This is a genomic window from Psychrobacillus sp. FSL H8-0484 (assembly GCF_038005325.1).
Classification (GTDB): Bacteria; Bacillota; Bacilli; order Bacillales_A; family Planococcaceae; genus Psychrobacillus.
The window spans coordinates 2,433,046-2,456,733 of the sequence record NZ_JBBOSZ010000001.1 but is presented as its reverse complement, the minus strand read 5'-3'; the positions used below and the strand labels follow the sequence as shown (position 1 = coordinate 2,456,733).

26 protein-coding genes and 1 other annotated feature are annotated in these 23,688 nt (G+C 37.5%); of the genes, 17 read left to right on the top strand and 9 right to left on the bottom strand.

All coding sequences use genetic code 11. The features are described from left to right. Positions 1-35 precede the first annotated feature (35 nt). The 6 genes from tatA to MHH81_RS11865 all read left to right on the top strand — a co-directional run bounded on the left by tatA (position 36) and on the right by MHH81_RS11865 (position 6,224). Positions 36-236, top strand: coding sequence for a twin-arginine translocase TatA/TatE family subunit (tatA, locus tag MHH81_RS11890; RefSeq protein ID WP_340921426.1), 201 nt, complete (start codon positions 36-38; stop codon positions 234-236). A 647-nt stretch (positions 237-883) separates the two neighbouring features. Beyond that, entirely contained in the window at positions 884-2,119 is a 1,236-nt protein-coding gene (locus MHH81_RS11885; protein WP_340921424.1) for a DNA polymerase IV, read from the top strand. A 335-nt stretch (positions 2,120-2,454) separates the two neighbouring features. Then, positions 2,455-2,781, top strand: a complete 327-nt coding sequence (locus MHH81_RS11880) for a metal-sensing transcriptional repressor (RefSeq protein WP_340921422.1) — start codon at positions 2,455-2,457, stop codon at positions 2,779-2,781. A 14-nt stretch (positions 2,782-2,795) separates the two neighbouring features. Continuing rightward, complete coding sequence (gene copZ / locus MHH81_RS11875; RefSeq protein WP_340921418.1) at positions 2,796-3,005, top strand: copper chaperone CopZ; 210 nt, start codon at positions 2,796-2,798, stop codon at positions 3,003-3,005. Positions 3,006-3,089: 84 nt separating this feature from the next. Next, complete coding sequence (locus MHH81_RS11870) at positions 3,090-5,507, top strand: heavy metal translocating P-type ATPase (RefSeq protein WP_340921415.1); 2,418 nt, start codon at positions 3,090-3,092, stop codon at positions 5,505-5,507. A 156-nt stretch (positions 5,508-5,663) separates the two neighbouring features. Beyond that, positions 5,664-6,224, top strand: a complete 561-nt coding sequence (locus MHH81_RS11865) for a YdhK family protein (protein WP_340925231.1) — start codon at positions 5,664-5,666, stop codon at positions 6,222-6,224. 408 nt (positions 6,225-6,632) lie between these two features. Here MHH81_RS11865 and spoIIP read toward each other — a convergent pair whose 3' ends face one another. Then, the gene (spoIIP, locus tag MHH81_RS11860; RefSeq protein ID WP_340921413.1) at positions 6,633-7,478 is read right to left on the bottom strand and encodes a stage II sporulation protein P; all 846 of its coding nucleotides are present in this window, start codon (positions 7,476-7,478) and stop codon (positions 6,633-6,635) included. Between the two features lie 75 nt (positions 7,479-7,553). Then, positions 7,554-8,108 (bottom strand): TVP38/TMEM64 family protein, encoded by a 555-nt coding sequence (locus MHH81_RS11855; RefSeq protein ID WP_340921411.1) that lies wholly within the window; start codon positions 8,106-8,108, stop codon positions 7,554-7,556. A gap of 307 nt (positions 8,109-8,415) precedes the next feature. Between MHH81_RS11855 and rnz the strand changes: the two genes are divergently transcribed. Beyond that, positions 8,416-9,360 (top strand): ribonuclease Z, encoded by a 945-nt coding sequence (gene rnz, locus MHH81_RS11850; RefSeq protein ID WP_340921408.1) that lies wholly within the window; start codon positions 8,416-8,418, stop codon positions 9,358-9,360. Positions 9,361-9,544: 184 nt separating this feature from the next. Here rnz and MHH81_RS11845 read toward each other — a convergent pair whose 3' ends face one another. Both MHH81_RS11845 and proC read right to left on the bottom strand, forming a co-directional pair. Then, a complete protein-coding gene (locus MHH81_RS11845; RefSeq protein WP_340921405.1) occupies positions 9,545-9,700 on the bottom strand; it encodes a hypothetical protein in 156 nt (51 codons plus the stop codon). A gap of 56 nt (positions 9,701-9,756) precedes the next feature. Continuing rightward, on the bottom strand, positions 9,757-10,575 hold the full coding sequence (proC, locus tag MHH81_RS11840) for a pyrroline-5-carboxylate reductase (protein ID WP_340921403.1): 819 nt from the start codon (positions 10,573-10,575) through the stop codon (positions 9,757-9,759). A gap of 237 nt (positions 10,576-10,812) precedes the next feature. Next, positions 10,813-11,024 (bottom strand) — a binding site (T-box leader). A gap of 122 nt (positions 11,025-11,146) precedes the next feature. On the opposite strand from proC, the gene MHH81_RS11835 reads away from it, so the two are divergent. From MHH81_RS11835 to MHH81_RS11825, 3 genes are read left to right on the top strand one after another with little or no spacing between them, the layout of a single operon-like run. Next, complete coding sequence (locus tag MHH81_RS11835; protein ID WP_340921400.1) at positions 11,147-12,091, top strand: MBL fold metallo-hydrolase; 945 nt, start codon at positions 11,147-11,149, stop codon at positions 12,089-12,091. After that, entirely contained in the window at positions 12,078-12,830 is a 753-nt protein-coding gene (locus MHH81_RS11830) for an SDR family NAD(P)-dependent oxidoreductase (protein ID WP_340921397.1), read from the top strand. The genes MHH81_RS11835 and MHH81_RS11830 overlap by 14 nt, the downstream gene beginning before the upstream one ends. A gap of 48 nt (positions 12,831-12,878) precedes the next feature. Then, entirely contained in the window at positions 12,879-13,661 is a 783-nt protein-coding gene (locus MHH81_RS11825; RefSeq protein ID WP_340921394.1) for a GNAT family N-acetyltransferase, read from the top strand. A gap of 114 nt (positions 13,662-13,775) precedes the next feature. Here the strand turns inward: MHH81_RS11825 and MHH81_RS11820 are convergent, their stop codons facing one another. Beyond that, complete coding sequence (locus tag MHH81_RS11820) at positions 13,776-13,928, bottom strand: aspartyl-phosphate phosphatase Spo0E family protein (protein ID WP_340925229.1); 153 nt, start codon at positions 13,926-13,928, stop codon at positions 13,776-13,778. 372 nt (positions 13,929-14,300) lie between these two features. Further along, a complete protein-coding gene (pdxR, locus tag MHH81_RS11815) occupies positions 14,301-15,680 on the bottom strand; it encodes a MocR-like pyridoxine biosynthesis transcription factor PdxR (RefSeq protein ID WP_340921392.1) in 1,380 nt (459 codons plus the stop codon). A 92-nt stretch (positions 15,681-15,772) separates the two neighbouring features. On the opposite strand from pdxR, the gene MHH81_RS11810 reads away from it, so the two are divergent. Then, complete coding sequence (locus MHH81_RS11810) at positions 15,773-16,192, top strand: GNAT family N-acetyltransferase (protein WP_340921389.1); 420 nt, start codon at positions 15,773-15,775, stop codon at positions 16,190-16,192. Beyond that, positions 16,189-16,629: a GNAT family N-acetyltransferase gene (locus MHH81_RS11805; RefSeq protein WP_340921387.1), complete on the top strand. Its 441-nt coding sequence runs from the start codon at positions 16,189-16,191 to the stop codon at positions 16,627-16,629. Before MHH81_RS11810 ends, MHH81_RS11805 begins: the two co-directional genes overlap by 4 nt. 480 nt (positions 16,630-17,109) lie before the next feature. Here MHH81_RS11805 and MHH81_RS11800 read toward each other — a convergent pair whose 3' ends face one another. Continuing rightward, positions 17,110-17,811: a Type 1 glutamine amidotransferase-like domain-containing protein gene (locus tag MHH81_RS11800; RefSeq protein WP_340921385.1), complete on the bottom strand. Its 702-nt coding sequence runs from the start codon at positions 17,809-17,811 to the stop codon at positions 17,110-17,112. A 159-nt stretch (positions 17,812-17,970) separates the two neighbouring features. On the opposite strand from MHH81_RS11800, the gene MHH81_RS11795 reads away from it, so the two are divergent. Continuing rightward, positions 17,971-18,399: a hypothetical protein gene (locus tag MHH81_RS11795; RefSeq protein WP_340921383.1), complete on the top strand. Its 429-nt coding sequence runs from the start codon at positions 17,971-17,973 to the stop codon at positions 18,397-18,399. Between the two features lie 49 nt (positions 18,400-18,448). On the opposite strand, the gene MHH81_RS11790 is transcribed toward MHH81_RS11795, so the two are convergent. Beyond that, positions 18,449-18,787, bottom strand: coding sequence for a VOC family protein (locus MHH81_RS11790; RefSeq protein ID WP_340921380.1), 339 nt, complete (start codon positions 18,785-18,787; stop codon positions 18,449-18,451). 114 nt (positions 18,788-18,901) lie between these two features. Between MHH81_RS11790 and MHH81_RS11785 the strand changes: the two genes are divergently transcribed. Beyond that, positions 18,902-19,411, top strand: a complete 510-nt coding sequence (locus tag MHH81_RS11785) for a TetR/AcrR family transcriptional regulator (RefSeq protein WP_340921378.1) — start codon at positions 18,902-18,904, stop codon at positions 19,409-19,411. Between the two features lie 71 nt (positions 19,412-19,482). On the opposite strand, the gene MHH81_RS11780 is transcribed toward MHH81_RS11785, so the two are convergent. Continuing rightward, positions 19,483-20,481, bottom strand: coding sequence for an ABC transporter substrate-binding protein (locus MHH81_RS11780; RefSeq protein WP_445678091.1), 999 nt, complete (start codon positions 20,479-20,481; stop codon positions 19,483-19,485). A 181-nt stretch (positions 20,482-20,662) separates the two neighbouring features. Here MHH81_RS11780 and MHH81_RS11775 point away from each other — a divergent pair, with 181 nt between their 5' ends. Genes MHH81_RS11775 through MHH81_RS11765 form a run of 3 tightly spaced genes read left to right on the top strand, consistent with a single transcriptional unit; the run spans position 20,663 to position 23,556 of the window. Further along, positions 20,663-21,667, top strand: coding sequence for a FecCD family ABC transporter permease (locus tag MHH81_RS11775; RefSeq protein WP_340921376.1), 1,005 nt, complete (start codon positions 20,663-20,665; stop codon positions 21,665-21,667). Continuing rightward, positions 21,664-22,725, top strand: coding sequence for a FecCD family ABC transporter permease (locus tag MHH81_RS11770; protein ID WP_340921374.1), 1,062 nt, complete (start codon positions 21,664-21,666; stop codon positions 22,723-22,725). Before MHH81_RS11775 ends, MHH81_RS11770 begins: the two co-directional genes overlap by 4 nt. 15 nt (positions 22,726-22,740) lie before the next feature. Next, the gene (locus MHH81_RS11765; RefSeq protein ID WP_340921372.1) at positions 22,741-23,556 is read left to right on the top strand and encodes an ABC transporter ATP-binding protein; all 816 of its coding nucleotides are present in this window, start codon (positions 22,741-22,743) and stop codon (positions 23,554-23,556) included. Positions 23,557-23,688: the final 132 nt, after the last annotated feature.

Sequence of the window (23,688 nt, the reverse complement as noted above, 5' to 3'; positions counted from 1 at the left end):
CCAGTAAAAAATAATTTTGAAAATTGGGGGATATCATGATTCAAAACTTAGGAATTCCAGGGTTGTTATTGATTTTGGTAATTGCTCTTATTGTTTTTGGACCATCAAAGTTACCTGAAATCGGAAAAGCATTTGGTTCTACATTAAGAGAGTTTAAAAACTCAACAAAGGATCTTTTATCTGAAGACGAAAACATTGCCAAAAAACAAGGAAAAGAAAATTCAAAAATAAATTGATTATTTATAATTAAATTATTTAACCTTCTACTCATGGGAAAATATTGATAGGTAATGACTTGAAAGATGCAGCATGTAGAAGTACTAAAAGGTTCACGAATTATCACTATAGTAGTTTTTCTGAGTAGATAGAGTCCTCTTGTATGATGTTGGTTCAATGGTTGTTGAAACTAATGCATCATACAAGAGGAGTTTTATTCTTCAAGCACTCGGTAGAGGGCTCGAATTAACTAAAGATGGAAATGAAGCGAATATAAAAGAGTTCTATACACGAAATTTCGCAACAATTGAGTTGGATAGCTACTAAAATGAAACCACGCTAAGCTATGTGGGTGTTTAAGATCAGCAATTCCAACGTATTGTCGTATTCCAAATCAAATTACATAAAATATGCAGTATGCCCACCTTTAGAAAAGGTGGGCATTATTCGTTTACTTTTATAAAAATATCGCAAAGGACCATATGTGCCGAAATGGAAGCTGATACAGGGCTAGAAGAAAATAAGGAGACAAATTAATACATATAAAGTCTGGGGATAGTGCAAAAGATATTTCAAAAGAATATAATTTAAGGAGAAGCATTATAAAGTGTACATAAATGAAAAGTATTTTAAAGAATGCATCAAATTGTAAATGAGGTGAGTAAGGATGCAACAGAAAGGGCGAATCATATTACATGTGGATATGAATAGCTTCTATGCATCTGTCGAGCAAGCGCATGATCCTACTCTTAAAGGAAAGGCAATCGCGATTGCTGGAAACCCAAAGGAAAGGCGAGGCATTTTAGTTACTTGCTCGTATGAAGCGCGTGCAAAAGGGGTTTACACAACAATGTCCGTTTGGGAAGCGAAACGTAAATGCCCTAATCTGATTTTATTGCCACCTAATTTTGAACTATACCGAGCAGCATCGAAGGCGATGTTTGATATTTTGCGCTCTTATACCCCGCTCGTGGAACCAGTCTCGATCGATGAAGGCTATATGGACGTGAGTAATTTGGAACTGAAGCAAGGTGCAGTCGCTTTTGCGGAATCCATTCAGCAGCGTATGATTCGAGAGCTCGACTTACCAAGTTCCATCGGTATTGCTCCAAACAAGTTTTTAGCTAAAACGGCTTCGAATATGAAAAAACCAATGGGTATCACTGTTTTACGCAAACGAGAAGTAGCGGATAAACTTTGGCCACTCTCAGTCATTGATATGCACGGGGTGGGAGAAAGTACAGCGAAAAAGCTTGCGGAAATTGGCATTCAAACCATTGGAGATTTAGCCAATGCACTACCTGGAGTGTTAAAAGAAAGGCTTGGAAAAGTTGGAGTCCGACTTTCCGACCGTGCCAATGGTATAGACATTCGTGCGGTGGATCCAGAATCTGTATATGATACGAAAAGTGTTGGGAACTCCACGACGTTGCCTTATGATGAAACGAACGTGGAAGAAATTGAAAAAGTATTAAAGCGCTTATCGAAAAAAGTAGAGTCTAGACTAGATGCAAAAAATTTGGCAGGACGATCGATTACGATTCATATTCGAGATGCCAATTGGAAAAATAAATCGAGAAGCAAAACAGTGTTGAATCGGCTTTACAAAGAACAAGAAATCTATCTGCTGGCATTGCAACTGTTTCATGCAGCTTGGAACGGTGATCCGATTCGATTGCTCGGCGTCACAGTAAATAATGTGTATGATAAAGGCGAATCGGTTGAACAGCTTTCCATTTTTAATTTTGAAGAGCATGCAAAAGAAGAACCGATTCTAAAGCTTGTCGAACAACTACAAGCAAAATTTGGAGAAGATAGCATTAAACGTGGGATTAAGGTGAAAAAGAAGCCTTCATTTGAATCCAAAACGAGTTTTAGTAAAGATTTTTTAGATGATCACTGATCATGAAAATCGGGCTGCCAAGACCCCACAACGAGCTTGCGAGGTAGGAGGCTTGGCAGTTCATTCGAGGAAAGCGAGCGGTTTTCGTCAACATTATTTAAAAGAGGCAATATAAAACATGGCGTTCCTACAAATTGATGTGGGGGCCTTTTTTGTTTTTAGAGGCTATCCGTATATCCATGCATTTTTTTCGAGCATTACAAAATGAAAAAACTCATCTGAGAAAGATTTAGGGAAAGAAATAAAATCCAGAAAATTCATGTTAATAAAACAAATCCCTTTACATACCCCTGGTAGGTACTATATAATGTGATTAAGAATAGGAGGTTGATTAGTTGGACAATGTAAAAGAAGAGGGAATAATTGCATCCGGCATAACTTGTCGAAAAAGTCATCATCCTGAACATGTAAAAAAAGATTTAACGAATCGATTAAACCGAATTGAAGGGCAAATACGAGGTATTAAAGGGATGGTAGACAAAGACGTCTATTGTGACGATATTATTACCCAGCTTTCTGCAACTCAATCAGCTTTAAACAGTGTAGCCAAAGTACTTTTACAAGGGCATTTAAAAGGCTGTGTTGTGGATAGGCTTACTGAAGGCGATGAGGAAGTTTTAGATGAGTTATTAATAACGATTCAAAAATTAATGAGAAAATAATAGGAGGAACAGAAATGGTCAATCAAGTAACGTTAAATGTGCAAGGTATGTCCTGTGGTCATTGTGTAAATGCAGTTGAAAGTAATGTAGGAAAGTTAGATGGCGTGGAGCAAGTGAAAGTGAATTTAGAATCAGGGAAAGTGGATGTATCGTTTGATGATGAGAAAGTAACAGTTGAAAAGATAAAAGATACGATTGATGATCAAGGATACGATGTTGAATAAATAGAGAAGAGTGCTATTTAAGGCACTCTATTTCTTTCTTAATTTTATACCCCCTAACCGTATATAGAGGAAGGTGAGATTGAAATGAGCAATCAGATAAAAGAAACAAGTCTACAAATTACTGGAATGACGTGCGCAGCCTGTGCAACAAGGATTGAAAAAGGCTTAAATAAATTGGATGGTGTAGAAGAAGCAAATGTGAATTTGGCTCTTGAAAAGTCATTAATTAAATATGATCCTGAAAAATTGAGTGATAAAGATTTAGAAAAGAAAATCCAAGACTTGGGATATGGTATTGCCAAAGAGAAAAAGGAATTTGCAATAACCGGTATGACTTGTGCAGCCTGTGCAACAAGAATTGAAAAAGGTCTAAACAAGATGGAAGGAGTAGCCTTAGCAAATGTCAATTTGGCACTCGAAAATGCAACGGTCGAATATAATCCTTCTCAAATTTCCGTTGCAGATATTATTGCCCGAGTAGAAAATTTAGGTTACAGAGCACATAACAAGGAGAATGAGAAGGATGCTGTAGATTACCGTGAACTGGCTATACAGAAGCAAAAAAGAAAATTTATCTTATCTGCGATTTTGTCGCTCCCATTATTGTGGAGTATGGTCGGTCATTTTTCGTTTACATCGTTTATTTATATGCCTGAATTTCTCATGAACCCGTGGGTACAAATGGCGCTTGCAACACCCGTTCAATTTATTATCGGAAAGCAGTTTTATATAAGTGCCTATAAAGCTTTGCGAAATAAAAGTGCCAATATGGATGTCTTAGTCGTAATGGGTACATCTGCTGCCTATTTTTACAGTGTCTATCAAGCTATCATAACTATCGGTGAACATCATGCTGCACAACTATACTTTGAAACGAGCTCTGTGCTGATTACACTTATTATATTAGGAAAGCTTTTCGAGGCGAAAGCAAAAGGTCGTTCCTCTGAAGCCATCAAAAAGCTAATGGGTCTACAGGCTAAAACAGCATTAGTTATTCGAAATGAAATGGAAATAGAAATACCGATTGAAGAAGTTGTTACTGGAGACACTATATTAGTAAAGCCTGGTGAAAAGATTCCAGTTGATGGAGAAGTCATGGAAGGCAATACAGCTGTTGACGAATCTATGTTAACAGGTGAAAGTATTCCAGTAGATAAAACAATTGGTGATTCATTATTTGGTTCAACGATCAATAAAAATGGTTTTATCAAAATGAAAGCAACGAAAATAGGTAGAGATACAGCTCTCTCTCAAATTATTAAAGTGGTGGAGGATGCGCAAGGCTCTAAAGCTCCAATTCAAAGACTCGCAGACAAAATATCTGGTGTGTTTGTACCGATTGTAATTGGTATTGCTATTATCACCTTTTTAGTTTGGGTTATTTGGGTCAATCCAGGGGAGATCACCCCAGCACTAGAAGCTCTGATTGCTGTTCTTGTTATTGCTTGTCCTTGTGCACTCGGACTTGCGACACCTACTTCGATTATGGCTGGGTCAGGACGTGCAGCAGAGCTTGGAATTCTGTTTAAAGGTGGAGAACATCTTGAAACGACTCATCATATTGATACAGTTATTTTAGATAAAACTGGAACTGTAACGAATGGTAAACCAGAATTGACCGATGTGATGGTAGCAAATGGTGTAGATGAAGTGGAATTTCTATCTTTAATTGGTGCAGCAGAAAAACAATCAGAACATCCACTTGCCGAAGCAATTGTTCAAGGTATTCTAGAAAGAGGGATTACACTTGGTATAGTTCAAGAGTTCGAAGCAATCCCAGGTTATGGGGTTAAATCAATCGTTAACCAAAAAGAAATCCTTGTAGGAACTCGAAAACTAATGAATCAGTATCGTGTAGATATTTCGGATATCTTAAAAGTAATGGAAGAACTAGAAGCTAATGGGAAAACGGCGATGTTGGCAAGTATTGACGGCCAATATGCGGGGCTAATTGCAGTTGCAGACACCATTAAAGAAACTTCTAAAAAAGCGATTAAACGTTTAAAAGAGATGAATATTGATGTCATTATGATGACAGGTGATAACCAACGTACAGCTACAGCAATTGGAAATGAAGTAGGTATTGACCATATCATTGCCGAAGTACTTCCAGAGGGAAAAGCGGAAGAAGTGAAAAAACTTCAGGCTGCTGGTAAGAAAGTAGCAATGGTTGGTGACGGGATTAATGATGCACCTGCACTAGCCGTGGCTGATATCGGAATGGCAATCGGAACGGGAACAGACGTCGCTATGGAAGCTGCAGATATTACGTTAATTCGAGGCGATTTGAACAGTATTGCCGATGCGATTATTATGAGCCGCAAAACGATGCGAAATATTAAGCAAAATCTATTCTGGGCTTTTGCCTATAACACACTAGGAATTCCCATTGCCGCAATAGGACTACTTGCACCTTGGGTAGCAGGAGCAGCTATGGCATTTAGTTCAGTTTCGGTCGTTCTGAATGCTTTACGCTTACAACGAGTAAAACTGGAGAAATAAGTTCGATATACGATCCACTCTGGTGGGTCGTATATTTCAATTATTGAATTGGTTTCGATTTTATATTTATCGTATGAAAAGGATTATTGATTTTTGTTTTAATTAGTAAATTTAGGGGAAAATGTTGTATGAAGTACTTACTATGCTAGGAGGATTATATTGAAAAAGACTGTCGTAATAGGTATTGTTTCTTTGTTTTATGTCTTTGTTTTATCCGGATGTGCCAGTGATAAAGAGGTGTCGAAGTCAAATGAAAATATGCATATGGTTCATTCTGACGTAAACCATTCTACTTCAGGAGAAATTCCAAAAGGTTTAAAGGTAGCTGATAATCCAACTTTCCAAGTGGGAAGTAAAGCGATTATGGAAGATGACCACATGAAAGGCATGAAAGGTGCTGAAGCAACGATTGTTGGGGCTTATGATACTACTGCCTATATCACTTCTTATACTCCAACAACTGGTGGAGAAAGAGTGGAAAATCACAAATGGGTGATTCAGGAAGAAATAAAAGATGCCGGTGACAAAACTTTAAAACCTGGGACCGAAGTTATAATAGAGGGAAATCATATGCCAGGGATGGAAGGTGCAACTGCCGAAATTGTTTCATCCGAAAAAACGACAGTGTATATGGTTGATTACACTCCGATAACAGGTGGAGAAGTAGTCAAAAATCATAAATGGGTAACTGAAAGTGAATTGTCACCGGTTAAATAAAGTTGAATAGCTCAAAATTCTTAGAAAATAAATAATCAACAGCAAAAAAGGGGCTGTCCAATAAGCCCATAAATTGAAGCAGATGTAGAAAATGAGTCTTTTTCTACACCTGTTTTTTGTATACTTTTTATTAAAACTACTATTTTTTGTAGGCAATTGATTGTAGTGAAAGACGGCGACTCCAGCGGGAATAGCAGATGTTTTCGGCACCGAAAGCGAAGCGGCAGGTGCATGAGCTGAAGGCCCCGCAGGAGTGAAAGGGACGAGGAGACTGAAGCCATGCCCGCGGAAAGCGTCCGTATGGAACGGAAATCAATACATTGGAAAAGGGGCTATCTCTCAGTCAATGTATGACTTAAGGGACAGCCCCCATTTAATAGTGTTGACTCTAGAAAGTGGTTTATCAAATCAAGCCCCAACATCGGTCAAAGTAGTGTTCTGCGCAGATTGCTCTTGTAAAACGCTCGAAATTGCTTTGGCAAGAACAGAGATCGTACGATTAATTTCTTCTTGCGTGTTATCAATTCCCCCAAGTTCAATTAACACCATATTATTAGCAAGGTCTTGATTATAGATACCGTTCACATTGTCTCCTTTTTTTCCTATAACGCCGCGTGATATTCCAGGAACCAATTCGTTCAAATTAGCGGAGAGTTGTTGGGCAAAGGATTTATTCAAAGCAAAATTTGGATAATCTTCTCCTACAACAAAATAGATTTTTCCAAAAGTCTCATTGTTGTAAGTTAGTGTTGATTTATCTCTAGTTGCAGCGTCTCTGTGTAAATCAATGATTATGTCATACTTATTTTCTTGAATTTGAGCTGTTAGAAAAGGGCGTACGACAGAATAGGCTTGTGAAAAAGTACGATTTGTTTTTTTCATTTCAGCCATTGTGTCGACAGCTAGAAACTCTGTTTCAATCGAGTTTAGGCTAAATTGATTTCTTATAATATCTTCAAAAGCAGTGATGTTGGAGGTTGAATGGTATACTGCTGTTTGACCATTCTCACTTTGTACGATTGGTAAAAAAGCTTCATGTGAGTGCGTAAATAGCAACAAAGCTTTTTTGGATTCCATTAGTTCTATAGTATTCGGGATTTCATTTTGAGTTGCAGAAGCATAAACGACTTGCTTATCTTCTATTGGCTCTGCAATTACTACTTGTTGAGGCTTACTAGAAAAAGTCGCTATTATTATTGGTGAAATAAATAAGAGTAAAAATAATCCGATTAATATCCTCGCTTTATTTGGCATGTTAAATCCACCTCAAACAACTATATGTTGGAGGAAAATAGAATAGAACTGAATTGCTCTGAGTACTTAAACCTTTTAGGAGATTTTCATTTTCTTTTTCATATGTAGTAACATTAGTATTATTATTAAAAAAGCTACAAAAACATACAAGTAATTCATCGGAAATTTTTGGAGAACCCCAAAGACTACAGCTACTTCAATAATGACCGCGGGAATTTTACCGATAGAACTTGCAACCATAAATCGCCATGCGCTAATAGAAGTCAATGAAGCGCCCGCAGTAACTAAACCAGAGGGAACAAACGGTAAAATTCGAAATAAAATAATTAGAATAAATGTATATAAAGGTGAGCTCTTTTGGATAGCTTTGAAAATAGAATGATTTATCCAACCAGTACGAATTTTAGAAAAGCCCCATCGATAAAGGTGAAATCCAATGAGTGCACCGAGAATTTCCCCTATAAATGTAAGAATGGAGCCTAATATCAACCCAAGAGAGTCGATATTAATAGCTGTGATAAAGAAACTTGGCACAAATCCAATTGCACCGATGCCTAAGTTGAGGATAAGTAATAAGATGAATTTGAGTGCTATGCCCAGTAATGGAATGAGCTGTATGGATTCATTCATAGGTTATAAATCTCCAATCGACTGAAACTAGTCTTATCATTCTTTTGATTGTTTTAGTTCAAGTTCTTCGAACGATTATTTAGATCTAATCGTGTATACTTTCATTACATATTCTTCTTGATAATTATAATTAAAATAGGGAAAAAATAATGAACAATCTTATCAATTTTAACATGAAGACGAATTATAAGTGTTGGAAATTTAACAACATTGCCGTATGATGAAACGAATGTGAAAAAGAATTCTAATTAATCCAGAACGTGTTTTAATATAGATTTATTAGATGATTAGGAAAGCAGGTTACACTATGCAATTATTATTTTTAGGAACGGGAGCAGGAATGCCGTCGAAACAACGTAATACGACAGCAACTGTTTTAAAATTACTAGATGAACGAGGCACATTTTGGATGTTTGATTGCGGGGAAGCAACACAGCATCAAATCCTTCATACAACACTTAAGCCAAGAAAACTAGAAAAACTATTTATTACCCATTTACACGGAGACCATATTTATGGGTTGCCTGGTTTATTGGGCTCTCGGTCGTTTCTAGGAGGAAACGAACCACTTACCATATACGGACCAAAAGGAATAAAGGCTTGGATCGAACTGACACTTGCCACTTCCAAAACGTATGTTAAATATCCACTAACGATTAACGAAATAGAAGAAGGCATTATTTTCGAGGATGACCAATTTATCGTAGAAGCAAAACCACTCGAACATGTTATCCCTTGTTTTGGATACAAAGTGACTCAAAAGACACTATCACCTGAGTTACTAATTGAAAAAACAGATGCCCTTGGGGTTCCGAGAGGCCCTTTATTGAGACAATTAAAAGAAGGCAAGGATGTAGAGCTTGCAGATGGACGAGTGGTGAAAAGTGCAGAGGTGACAGGTAAACCAAAAGAAGGTTTCCAAGTGACAATCTTAGGCGATACAAAATTTTGTGAGAATTCTATTTTGTTAAGTAATGGATCGGACATTGTGGTGCATGAAGGGACATTCGATCTAGAGACTGCTGATCTAGCTAGGCTTTATGGACATTCCACAATTGTTGATGCGGCAAATGTATGTAAAGAAGCTAATGCAAAGCATTTAATCATCAATCATATTAGTGCCCGATTTATGCCATCGGATATGAAGGAAATGCTTGCTCAGGTAGAGCATTACGATTTTCCAGTCTATGTAGCAGATGACTTTGCTGAATTTGATTGGTCCGATCGTACCTTAGTTAAACGAGGAAATTAATAAAGAATCCGAGTGAATAATTGATCACACTCGGATTCTTTTTATTTTTTTGCTCTGTTAAATTAGGCTGTCGTTTTTAGAAGAATATATTTTGTGACCACCATCCTGTTGTCTCAAGGAGGCTTGGCAGTTCGTCCGCGGAAAGCGAGCGGATTTTCGACAGGTACCACATGATAAACTTACCCTATTTTTTATCAAATAAAACTAAGCTCAGCGTTCCAATTGGTCCAAGGATGAGGGAAAGAAGAAACCAATTGAGTCCGCTTCTATTTTTTCCTTGTGCAATTCCAGCATTGATCAAGGCAAGTGTTCCCCAGCCAACAACATATGAGTTATCCATCTGTTCGTAATCACCTTTCTAATCGTTTGGTCTCGTTCAGCCCAAATAATTCATCATTACTCGTACTGCTTCCCGAGTTCACGTGATTTTTTTTGTGCTGCGTCAATGCAAGCGAAAATTGCTTCGTCTACTTTGTGCTTTACTAGCTGTTCAACTCCAGCTTCTGTTGTACCACCTGGACTCGTTACTTTTTTGCGGAGTTCTGCCGGCTCGACACCACCTTTTTTCAGCATCTGTGCTGCACCTTCCATCGTTTGGATGAATAATTGGCGGGCATCAACTTGGTTCATACCATGCTCTACAGCTGCTGCTTCAAACTGCTCTGCAAAAAAGTATAAATAAGCAGGCCCACTTCCGGCTAGTGCGGTAACCACATGTAAATCCTCTTCTTCAACAGCTTTTACTGTTCCAATAGATTCTAATAAGTCAATTATCGCTAGTTTTGATTCCTCTGAAACTAAGTCATTCCAGCTAACGGCGGATGCGCTTAATCCTACAGCTGCGGATGTATTCGGCATTACACGTGCAATAGGGCGTGAACCAAGATGAGCGGTAATTGTTTGAATGGACACACCTGCAATAACCGAGATAATCGTTGCTTCTTTGTTAATATATGCAGCTATTTCTAGGCAAGCATCTACTGCATCTTTCGGTTTCATTGCTAAAAAGACGATGTCTGCTTCTGTTAAGGCTTTCTTTTCTGCGCACACTAGTTGTACATGATATGTGCTTTCTAAATGCTTAAGCTGCTCCAAGTCTGATTTGTTTGTCACATGAATTTGCTCTGGTGATACTTTTTCCTTCTTCGTCAAACCCTTGATAATTGCTTCGGCCATGGCTCCTGCTCCAACAAATACGATCTTCGTCATATACAATCCACTCCTCTTTTGGTCAAATAATAGCTCTATTAAATTAGGTTGTTGTTTTTTACAAGGATATATTTTGTGCCGAAAATCTACGAGACTCCTGCGGAAAAACGGGCTGCCAAGACCCCGCAACGAGCGTGCGAGTGAGGAGGCTTGGCAGTTCGTCCGCGGAAAGCGAGCAGATTTTCGGCACGTAACAACATGATCTTTTAACAGAGAAATAAAAAAAGCGCTCTCATCCTAAAAAATAAGGACGAAAACGCATGTTTTCCGCGGTACCACCTAAATTTGCTGATCATCAGCACAACTTATACCTTCTTATCGCGAAGGTAACGACTATGTTTACACAGTAGCTCCGAAGTAGGTTCTACATATGAGCGGGAGGTGAAACTTACAGCGGGTCATTTCACTCTCTTTAACTCCATCATATATGTACTATTCTTCATCTTGGCTTTTATTATCTGAATTATAGAAATTATATGGTTGTTTCAAATAAAAGTCAATGTCAAATTAGTGACTGATTATGAAAAAGTCTGTACAATAGAATGAATAGCCATTCATTAAAAGGGGGATTTATCAAATGATACATAAAATCATCATTCCAACACCATTTGCAGTAGGAGATGTAAATTCTTATCTTATCAAGGGAGAGGTATTAACCTTAGTCGATGCTGGTCCTAAAACAGATCAAGCATTGCTTGCTTTAAAGGCTGGTATACAAGAAGCAGGCTACAGTCTGTCCGATATCGAGCAAGTCGTCCTTACACATCATCACCCGGATCATGCTGGGTGGGTGGATGCATTCGAACAAGCGATCATTTTAGGGCATGTCTATAACCAAGTATGGCTAACGAAGGATGAAGATTTCTTACAATACCATGATGAGTTTTACAAACAATGCCTAATAGAGGAAGGGGTACCTGCTCTTTATCTGGCATGGGTGGAAAAAATGCGACGACCCCTGAATTTAATTGGAAACCGCCCGCTGGACCGCTTTTTAGCAGAAGGAGATGTTTTACCAGGGCATCCCAATTTTCAAGTAATAGAAACGCTTGGGCACGCCCAAAGTCATATTTCGTTATGGTCCGAACAATCTGGTGTCCTAATTGGTGGAGACCACATATTAGAAAAAATCTCATCTAATCCGTTAATCGAACCGCCAATTGAAAGAGGAGCTGCGCGTTCAAAATCGATGCTGCAGTATAACGCATCCTTAAAACGAGTTCAAGCGTTAGATGTACAAAAAATCTATAGTGGCCATGGCAATGAAGTATATAATGTATCCGATCTCATTTCTTCTAGACTAGAAAAACAAAAAGAGCGTGCATTTAAAGTACTGGATATGATGAAAGATGGAGAAAAAACAATCTATGAACTTACCCAGCAACTATTCCCAAAAGTTTACGAAAAAGAGCTTGGTTTAACACTTTCTGAAACGATCGGTCAAGTCGATTATCTGATGGATGAAGGGCTTATAAAAGAGCTTGAAAACGAGAAAGGAATTTTATTGTATGAGCAAGCGTAAGAAACTATTGATTACCGGGGCTACAAGTGGCGTCGGTTTAATGCTTGCAAAAGAGCTCCAAACAGAGGGGCATGAAGTGTGGGCAACTGGTCGTAAGGTTCAAGTATTAGAGGAGTTGGCACAACTTGGCATACATACTATACAGGCAGATTTAACAACGGAACAGTCTTTTGACGAGTTATTTCATGAAATGGGTACGCCAGATACAATCGTTCTCTGTGCCGGCGTTGGTACTTTTGCTTATATAACGGAATTAGAAGAGGGTGACATGACGCAAATGATGCAGGTGAATGTGTTGGCACCCATGGTCCTTACTAAACATTTTGCAATCCAAATGAAAGAAAGAGGGAGCGGACATATCATTTTTGTTGCGTCCCAAGCTGGCAAAGTTGCAACACCAAAGGCATCGGTTTATGCTGCCTCGAAGCATGCAATTCTCGGATTCGCCAATGCTGTTCGAATGGAGCTTAAAGAATATGGGATTCAAATTACGACGATCAATCCAGGACCAATTGATACTCCATTTCTTGATTTAGCGGATCAAACGGGCAATTATCGAGAAAAGCTAAGTAGACATCTTTTATCACCCAGAAAAGTGGTTTCTACCATAATTAAAGCGATTGACCATCCAGTTCGGGAAGTAGACCTACCTTCGTATATGAGTCTTACAAGTAGGCTCTACGCTGTTTTTCCAAAGACCGTGGAAACCCTGGGAAAAGGATTTTTTAATAAAAAATAGTCTTTTATTCTTTATTTATTCACTGTTTAGTTCAGGAGGAATTTCAACATGATGTTACAAGATATTATTAAGTTAAATTTTGCTTATTTAGAGAGCTTTACCAAACGAACGGACACCGCTTGGGGATCATTATTCTGTAATGAAAGCCAGCCAACATACTATGATGCAAACCATGCACATATTAGTGAGACCTGTGCTAATTCTCAATTAATACTTGATGAAGTGGTTCGTTATTATGAAACTAAAAAGATTATACCAAGGTTTTATATGTATGATTTAGATAACCAACGCGATCTTATTTCCACGTTAAAATTAAATAATTTTGGCTATGAAGAATTAATTAGCCCTGTTCAATTGTGGGACAAAAAGATGTTGAAAATAGAAAAGAATGAGCGCGTGGTAATTGAACTTGTAACTAAAAATAATTATATAGAAGCTTTAAATATTGAATGCAGTATAAAAGAGTTTGGTGGTAAAGCGGTTAGGGAAAAAGCATTTGAACAGGAATTTAACCATCCAAGTTTTGTTCACTATTTACTCCGCTACAATGGCATTGCCTGTGCAACTGCTTGTATCTTTTTTCAAGACAATCAAGCTCGTCTAGAGAGTGTAGCTACCTTGGAAGAATTTAGAGGTAGAGGCTTAATCGGAGAGCTTATTCAATATATTCAAATGGAAGTTGCCAAAAAAGGGATAGAAAACCTTTGGGTATTTCCAATCAATGAAAAAATTGAAAAAGTGTATCAAAAATATGGATTTCATACAGTTGCAAAACTAAAAATGGGTCACGCATTTTTAGGAGGAAAAAGTATTAAAGAAATCCAAAGTTGAGAAAGGTGATGGATGAAATTATCCATTAGTAAGCACATCTCCAAATAAAAAACGATTAGTCGATACTTTCTAGCGACTAATCGTTTTTATTTCTTATAAAGATATTTATTCCTTTCAAGAAGCTTTGCCTTGATATCTATTGAGTAATTGATCTAGTTCTTGGCTGCACGCGACCACCAGTGGATGAGTAAAGCCTAGCATTTTAGCCTTTCGATACATGACTTTTCTCTTAATTCCGATCTGAATCAACAGTGCCTTTTCGTACATTAAGCTTTTCACAAAACTTCCTCCATATAGTATATTTAGCTTCAAATCATGAGGATATTTTCTAGAAAGTAGGGAAGCAACTTGTCCATTGTACGACATATAAAACGCAAATTTTGTCAAAGTGTGTAGGGAATGGCATATGTAATCAAATTGTAATAAAAGTAACAAATCGCCGTTTCATGCGTTGACAAAAAATGGCAGAATAAGACCACAAATGTCGGAATCGAGACGAAGCAGCTAGAAAAAGAGACCAATTTTCAAAATCCGAGAACAACTCGAAACAAACCGAGACTATATGACTATATGTTAAATTCCATTAGGCTAAGTGGAAAGCTAACACTCAGTAGTAGAGAACCCTCCGAGCCAAGATCTTTATGACCAGGACTTTTTTAACAATTGAACTCCTAAGAGAATTTGATCCGTTGATAAATTACTAAATCCAAGTTGAAGCATAGCTTCATGAGTTTGCTCTTTCACGAAGTAATGTGCAGTCGGATAAACCTTTACTCCATGGTCAAGTGCTCGTTTAATAAGTGTTTCTTCGCTAATGGAGTACTTTAATTGGATTAAAATATATAGCCCTGAATACGGGCCAATGATTTGAATACTTTCACCGAAAGCACCTTGTAAAGCAGTAACAAGTGTTTGCATTTTGCGTTTATATGTTGCACGCATCTTCCGAATATGGGAATCCCAATAGTCGCGTTCCATAAAATAAGCCATTGTCCGCTGATGAATGCTAGAAGCTGTTTGTTCCACACCCGAGAATTGCTGTTTGTATCGATAAAGTAATTCTGTAGGAAGCACCATGTAACTTAACCGAATGGATGGTAAAAACGCCTTTGAAAATGTGCTTATATAGATAACACGTGCTTCTTGTTGAAGTGACATAAGCGCTGGAATTGGTTGTTGCTGATACCGAAATTCGCTATCGTAATCATCTTCTATAATATAGCCATTTTGATCGTGTGCCCATTTCAGTAATTGAAGCCGTTCGGTAATTGGTAGGGTCACACCTGTTGGGAACTGATGGGATGGTGTAATATATACTAGCTTAGAGTCACTTTTCTTGAGTTGATTCATACAAAGGCCTTTCGCTGTTACATCAATCGGGTTAATTTGATATCGGTTTAACTGAAAAACGGTCCGAGCTCCATCATATCCTGGATTTTCAACTGCAATTGAAGCATATTCTTGTTGCAATAAAATTGCCAAGTGCATTAATAATTGTTGTGTACTACTACCAATGATAATTGAATCTTGACTAGTCGCTATACCTCTAGATTGTAATAAATAATGTGCAATTTTCTCGCGTAATAATGAATCTCCTTGTTTATCACCGTAAGTATATACAGTGTCTTCTTTTAAAACTTCATTGACACATTTTCGCCAAGCTTTTATGGGAAATGCCTGTTGGTCTACTGTTCCTGCTCGAAAATCAACCTTAATGTTCGGGTCAGCTGTAAATATATTCTCTTCACTCTGAATGGTCGTCGATACTCCAATTGGCTCAAATGTTGTGACAAAATAGCCTCTTTTATGCTCACTTCGAATATAGCCTTCTGCCAATAACTGTTCATATGCAATTAGAGTTGTGTTTCGACTAACATGTAAAATATCTGCAAGTTGTCGAATGGAAGGGAGTTTCGTGTTAGCTTTCAGTTTTCCATTTTCTATAAGTGTACGAATGGAATGATAAATTTGTTTATACTTTGGACTGTTTTCATGTAGATGAATCAATAATTCTTTCATAACGTACTCCTAACTGACATGTTGGAAGTGTTTAATCTGTATCTTTTTGTAATGTCACTTCTAGTGAATACTATAGGAAAGGAGTGAAGAATATGCAAGTCCAAAAAGTACAAACAAAAGATGACTGGAAAGTGTCCTTTTCACTTATTAAACAATTGCGCACTCATTTAACAGAAGAAAGCTATTTTGAACATTTACAACAAATGCCGAACTATCAAGGGTGGGTAGTGTTTGATGGGACGCCTAAGGCATTTATCGGCTTTGAAGAACGCCATAACTTTTACAATGAAAGACACCTATTTGTCCATGATTTTGTGACAGATGAAAAAGAGAGATCTAAAGGGTATGGGGAAAAGCTTATCGCAGCTCTTATTACATATGCAGAGAAACATCAGTTTTCTTATATTGCATTAGAATCAGGTATACAACGAACCGAAGCACATCGATTTTATGAAGATAAGATGGGATTCCATAAATGGTGCTACTCATTTAGAAAGGGGATTGACTGGTGAACGTTGTAAAAGGGAATATCAGTTGTCTGGAGGATCTAACTCCACTATTTAATGCGTATCGAATATTTTATGAGCAGCAAAGTGATGTAGAAGGAGCAAAAGAGTTTTTAAAAGCAAGAATTCAAAAGGATGAATCCGTTATTTTTATGGCATATGAGGAAGATATAGCAGTAGGGTTTGTGCAGTTATATCCATTTTTTTCTTCTGTTGGTATGCAACGAGCTTTTGTTTTAAATGATTTGTATGTAGATATGACCTTTAGAGGAAAAGGGGTAGGGAAAGTTCTAATGGAACAAGCTTTTCGTTTTTGTGAAATGGAAAAAGCAAGATTTGTCCTGTTACAAACAGCAACTAACAACCATACTGCAAAAGCTTTGTATGAGCAAATGGGTATGCAAATAGATCATGAAAATGATTGTTATATAAAATATTTATAGGTAGAAAAGATACTATCCGGTCATAAAATTTCTTATATGGACAGAAAAACATTTATCCGGTCACAAAATTATTTATCCGGTCACATTTTTTGCTATACGGTCACAAATCCAAAAAGTCCCCCTAAGAAGGGGGCACTGAAAAAGTCTATTAATTATTTCTTAGCGAGTTCTTGAACGACAACTCACTTTTTGATTAAATATAACATCTAGGTGATTCCGTTGCAGGCGGACGCTTTCCGCGGGCGGTCCGTGAGCCTCCTCGTCGCAAGCTCCTGCGGGGTCTCACCTGGACGCGCTTTTCCCGCTGGAGTCGCCGCCTTCCTCTCCAATCACCATAAATTCCTCTAAGAAGGGGAGAGTTCTTTGTCAAATCTTTTGGTATTCCATATGCAAACGTAGTAGCTGACAAAAAGGTAGCATATTTAAAAGAAAAATTGGGATTTGATCAGTAAAAAAGGTTCCCACGATAAATGGAAACCCTTAATCAGCACCTAAATAAGTTGTGTTAACCTCGGTTTCTACGGCCGCTTCAGATTTATTTGTAACGAAATAAGCTTTGGCATTTCTTCTAGAGCTCACCGCTGTATAGAAAGAATCATCTATAAAGTGTAAAGCAACGCCATCTTCTGCTGCATAGCCTGCTTGCATTTCACCCTTAGAAATCAAGTCATGATAAGCAGGTTTTCTTTTACTTTCACCGTTATAATGTGGACAATTGCTGCCCTTCAAAAATCCTAAGCAATCCATTTTGTATAGAGGGGCATTTAAAGGGTCGGTTAAACCTTCTTCGAACCAACAGATGGATCCAGCGCTAAGTCCAGCAAGGATTATCCCGCTTTCATATGCTTTTTTCAGCAAATGGTCTAAACCCCACTCTTTCCATAAGGTAAGCAGATTTCTTGTATTGCCTCCGCCAACATAAATAATATCATGTTCCAGTACGTATGCTTCTAAATCCTCAAAGTTTGGCTCAAATAACGATAAGTGTGTTGCCTTGCATGGCAAACTATTAAATGCTAAATAAAATCTTTTCACGTAATTATCTTGATCTCCACTAGCAGTCGGAACAAAGCAAACCTTCGGTGATTCTTTCTTAGCCTGAGCTAGAATATATCGATCTAGTAACAGGTTTTCGGCTTCCATAGAGAAACCACCGCCGCCCATTGCAATAATTTGTTTCATTAATCTCATCCTTCCTCTATATAATTTATACTACATAGCTTGAATAATATCCTTCCCAGGTTCGTTTAAAGGATTTATAAAGAAATATGGAGAATATTACGAAAGATAGTAACGATAGTGAGATTGGAAGTGTATACATAAAGTAGGGAGGGGAGAGTCTTGCTTAATGAGAGAGTCTTGCCGAAGCATGTAGGGATTTCGGTGGGGATTGGAATTATTATAATACTTACGCTTTTTATTTTCTTTCCCGGTGGTTACTCATTGAAAGAAATGAATGATAACAAGGTGACGATCTCCAAAAATGGTCTATTACAAACAGAAGCATTTACTGTAGAAGTCACCACTGAAAATGAACTTAGAATCGCTTTGTTACGTAATCTGATAAATAAATGGAAAGTAATAGAGTTGATTGTTTATATTTTTATTCCAGTAGTATTAATAAGTTTAGCTGTAAATTTTGTTAGTAGATCAAAAGAGGAATTCACGTTTATGTTTGTGCTTTCCGTATTATTGATAGCTGCAGCAACTTATTTATATGTGAATAATTTGCATTTAATGGACCAATTAGTGATGAAATTGAAGGTATAAGCTCCAATAATGCCAGACAGAATTTTTAAATCTGGCATTATTTTTTAAATTATTCTTTAGTAAAGTCCAAAATCCTTATTAGATTTCCAGAGTTGTCCTGGAAAATTGCATAACGGCCAGGAGGAATATCGATAGGCTCTTTAATGAATTTAATTGTGTCCTTATTGTCCTCAAAGTATTGATCTACACTATCAACTAAAAAAACTGCTCCAGGAGTTAAGCCCACCTCATCATTTTCTATCATTAATTGTACCTCTGAACCTGGCATTTTTAATGCAACGGTATGATCTCCTTCTCGCCAAGCTTCTTCAAAACCTAATACATCGCGATAAAAAGCAAGTGATTCTTTAAGATTTTCGACTGGATAATCCATAAACACTAATTTCATATACCTTCCTCCAATGTTTTGTATTTTAAGAATAATCTAATTATGTATTACGTAATTGAGTTATGTCAAGCGTAATTCATTTACGTTGTTTACTGGTTACGATATAATGAACGTATGAAAAATTGGATACCTATACCTGGAACGAACAAAGAAAAAATCATTAAAGTGGCGTTAGAAGAATTTAGTTTAAAGGGTTACAAAGGGGTTAATATTGCAGAGTTGGCTGCAATGGCGGACATGACTACGGGTGTCGTCTATCACCATTTTGGGTCTAAAGCAAAGCTTTATGAGATTATTAGAACCGATATGGAACAAAGAATAATTGATAGAATGGAGGGAGCAGCTTCTTTATTTGATCAAGAGGGAGAAGCATTGGAGGCAGCACTTGTAACAGGAATAAACTTTGCAGTGAAAATGAAGATTTGTAAGCTGTTAAGTGAAGAAAAACCATATACTAATCAAGATAAAGTAGAGGAGTTTTTAACATACATGCTACAAAAAGAAAACCTTCCGCTTGATATAGTTGTCCTTTCTTCCTGGCGTTCTATTTTGAATGCAATTTCATCGGACCAGATAACTCATGAACAAGGAATAAATTTAGTAAAATGGCTTTTTAGAAGCTAAGAAGAACGGTCAGAATAATTATAAAAATGGCCTTTCCCTGATATGTCAGAGAAAGGCCACTTTTTAAGTAATTATTGTTCTGTTAAAATTTTTACAAGATCGTCAAGCATTTGGTTTGCTGCTAATACACCACCAGCAGTATTCCAAGTCGCATCACTAACTTCGTATGCATTTCCATTTTTAACAGCATTTAAGTTTTGCCAAAGAGGGTCGTTTGTCCATTCTTTTGCAGTACTTAATGCTTGTGGATCTCCTGAGGGAGCGTAAGTAAAGTAGAATATAAGATCCCCATCCATTTTAGGAATAAGTTCTTTGCCTACCTCGATTGCTAGGTTTCCTAGTTTACTGTCATCCGTGAAAAGCTCTTCTTGTTGTTCTACTCGTTTAAATCCTAATTGATCAAAAATAACGCCCGAGAATGAATCAGTATAATAAATGCGAGTAGTACCTGCCATGAAACGTACAACAGAAACTTCTTGGTTTACTTTATCTCCAAGTTTTACTTTTACATCTTCAATTTTTGTATCATATTGCGCTAATACATCGTCGCCTTTTTCTTCAAGGTTTAAAGCTTTAGCATATAATTTGAAGTTCTCTTTCCAATCTCCTCTAAGTGTTTCAGCAAACACTGTTGGAGCTATAGCATTTAATTGATCGTATACAGCTTCTTGACGAATTTTATTTCCAATTATTAAATCTGGCTTTAAAGATGCAATCTTTTCTAAGTTTACTTCACTTTCCACACCAACAACTTCGACACCATCCATGTCCGATTTAATATGATCGTACCAAGGATCTCCAAGCCAAGATTGAACTGCCCCAACAGGCTTAACTCCTAAAGCAAGAAGTGCCTCAGTACCTTCATTTGTCAGAATCACTACTCTTTCTGGCGTTTTTTCCAACGTTGTCGTACCCATTGCATGTTCTACGGTATAGCTAGTATCTACTTTATTTTCTTCCTTATTTTCTGTTTCTGTGGATTGGTCACCTGTGTTACTTCCACAAGCAGTAAGAAGTAAAATTGCAAGTAGTGCCATCATGGTGCAAAGGGCCTTAATATTCTTCATCATTCATAACCTCCAAATTATATTGATAATGATAATCATTTACATTAGCAAACTAATCATAAAATTAAAATATCAAACTGTCAACTATTAATTGAAAATGATTATCAGAGTCATTGACAGAATCGCATTTCCACAACTACAATGAAAGAAACATTTAGAAATGGGATTCGGAAGGTAACTATACATGCTATTAAAAAATGCTAGGCAAAGATGGATTGGATTTGGTGTCACTATTATAATACTTATAGTTTTAATGAGTATAAGTATTGTGTACGGTTATACGAATACTACTTGGCAAATTTCATTTAACGCTTTTACTAATTTTGATGGATCAACGGAACATATAGTAATTCGAACTGTAAGACTTCCTCGTGCATTGATCGCTGCCGCTGTCGGAGCGAGTCTTGCTATTGCTGGTGTACTCATGCAAGCACTAACAAAGAATCCATTATCGTCTCCAGATATATTAGGTGTAAATGCTGGTGCCGCTCTAACCGTTGTGATTGCAATCACTATTTTTGGAGTAAGCAACCTACAGTTATTTACATGGGTTTCCTTTATTGGAGCAGCTATTGCAGCTATTAGTGTTTACATGATTGGTAGTGTTGGTCGGGACGGTTTAACGCCTATGAAGCTAACCTTGGCAGGAGCTGCTATGACGGCTATGATAGCATCGCTGACTCAAGGCCTATTAGTTTCAAATGAAGCTCTTTTAGACCAAGTGTTATTTTGGCTTGCAGGATCAGTTGCAGGAAGAAGCTTAGATAATTTGGTTGCAGTGCTTCCTTACTTGGTTCTTGGGTGGGTCTTAGCCCAGTTAGTATCTGGTAAGATGAATGTATTTTCTATGGGGGAAGATGTTGCAAAAGGACTTGGGTTAAACACGGCAATCCTTAAAATCACGATAGGAATAATTATTGTTTTACTTGCAGGTGGATCAGTCGCTGTTGCAGGACCTATTGGTTTTATAGGAATCGTTATTCCTCATGTTACGAGGTTCATTGTGGGGATCGATCATCGTTGGTTAATCCCTTATGCAGCGCTTAACGGAGCTATATTACTAATTGCAGCAGATATTGCATCGAGATATATATTGATGCCTCAGGAAGTTCCAGTTGGTGTTATGACGGCAATTATCGGAACCCCGTTCTTTATATACATTGCAAGAAAGGGGTTCAACAAAGGATGAAACACTATAAAAGCCTTCGTTTATTCAAAGAAAGATTTTCGGTTTTAGTAGACAATAAAGCAATGATGAAAACTCTTACTTTATTTTTATTAACAATTGCTGTTTTTGTTATAAGTACAGGGTTGGGTGAGATGACTATTCATCCTTTAAATGTTTTAAAAGTTTTCTTTGGTGGTGGTACGGATTTAGAACAGCTAGTGGTTCAGTCTTTTCGTCTCCCACGAATTATTATAGCTCTTCTAGTTGGGATGGGACTTGCGGTATCTGGGGCGATTTTGCAAGGGATGATTCGTAACCCTCTAGCGTCACCGGATATATTGGGGATAACTGGAGGGGCAACAGTTGCAGTTGTTGGTTTTTTGGCGGTTTTTAGTGATAAAAATCAATCATTAACTGTAAGCATCAGTTGGCTACCGCTTGCAGCATTTATAGGAGCAACAATTGTCGCACTTCTTGTGTACTTATTGGCTTGGAACAATGGAGTTTCTCCTATCAGGTTTGTACTGATTGGGATTGGAATCATGTCTTTGATGAAAGCATTGACAACAATGATGCTTATTTTAGGACCAATTTATAAGGCAAGCCAAGCAAACCTTTGGATAACAGGATCTGTATCAAGTTCAACTTGGAAGAACGTAGCGGTTTTGGGACCTTGGACGATCTTGTTTCTTGTAATTGCGTTTGTTTATGCAAGGAATATTAACATACAAGAGCTTGGGGATGACGTAGCAACGGGTCTTGGTGGAAGTGTTCAAAGACAGCGCTTCACATTATTAATGATCAGTACGGCATTAATTGGTAGTTCAGTAGCATTTGCAGGGGGAATAGGCTTTGTAGGGTTAATGGCTCCTCATATTGCGAGGAGACTTGTAGGATCAAATTTCGGTTCATTGTTACCGGCTTCCGCTTTGGTTGGAGCGATATTAGTAATGATTGCAGATTTAATTGGTCGTACTTTATTTTCTCCATTGGAGATTCCTGCCGGAGTTTTTACGGCAACAATAGGAGCACCATATTTTATCTATTTGCTGTATAAAACTAGAAACACATCAAAGTAAGAAGGAGTGGGGAAAATGGAGCAAGCCATTGAGACGAACAAATTAACACTTTCATACGGGGATACGATTATCATTAATGAGTTGGATCTTACTATTCCTAAAGGGGAGATTACTGTTTTTATCGGTGCTAATGGTTGTGGGAAATCTACACTTCTTCGTTCCATTGCCCGATTATTAAAGCCGAAATCAGGTGCTATCTTGTTAGAGGGAGAGGCTATTGCCAAGCAGTCAACAAAAGAAATAGCAAGAAAAATGGCAATTCTTCCTCAATCTCCTGATGCCCCAGAAGGCCTTACTGTACTTCAACTGGTGAAGCAAGGGCGTTACCCATATCAAACTTGGTTAAAGCAGTGGTCTTTAGAGGATGAAATGAAAGTTCAAAATGCATTAATTGCTACTAACCTGGAAGAATTAAAGGAACGACCAATTGATTCCTTGTCGGGTGGACAACGCCAAAGAGCATGGATAGCAATGACGCTAGCACAGGATACCGATATAATCCTGCTGGATGAACCAACCACATACCTTGATATGACACATCAAATTGAAATATTAGACTTGTTATTTGAGTTAAATAGTAAAGAACAGAGAACGATTGTCATGGTTCTACATGATTTGAATTTAGCATGTCGATACGCGCATAACATAGTGGCTGTCAAGAATCAAAAAATATTTGCACAAGGTAAGCCTGAACATATTATTAATTGTTCACTAGTCAAAAATGTGTTTGATATGAATTGTGAAGTGAGCGTAGATCCATTGTTCGGAACCCCTCTTTGCATACCACATGGAAAAGGAAGATGTATCAACCAAACCCTACTTCAAAAATAGCAGAGGTATTGAATCAATTTCATCATTCCAAATTACATAAAAAAACACGAACAATACTAAAGGAAACTTAAGAAATATATATTTTACATGGAATAAAGTATGGTTGATTTCCGCTATAGGCGGACGTTCCGC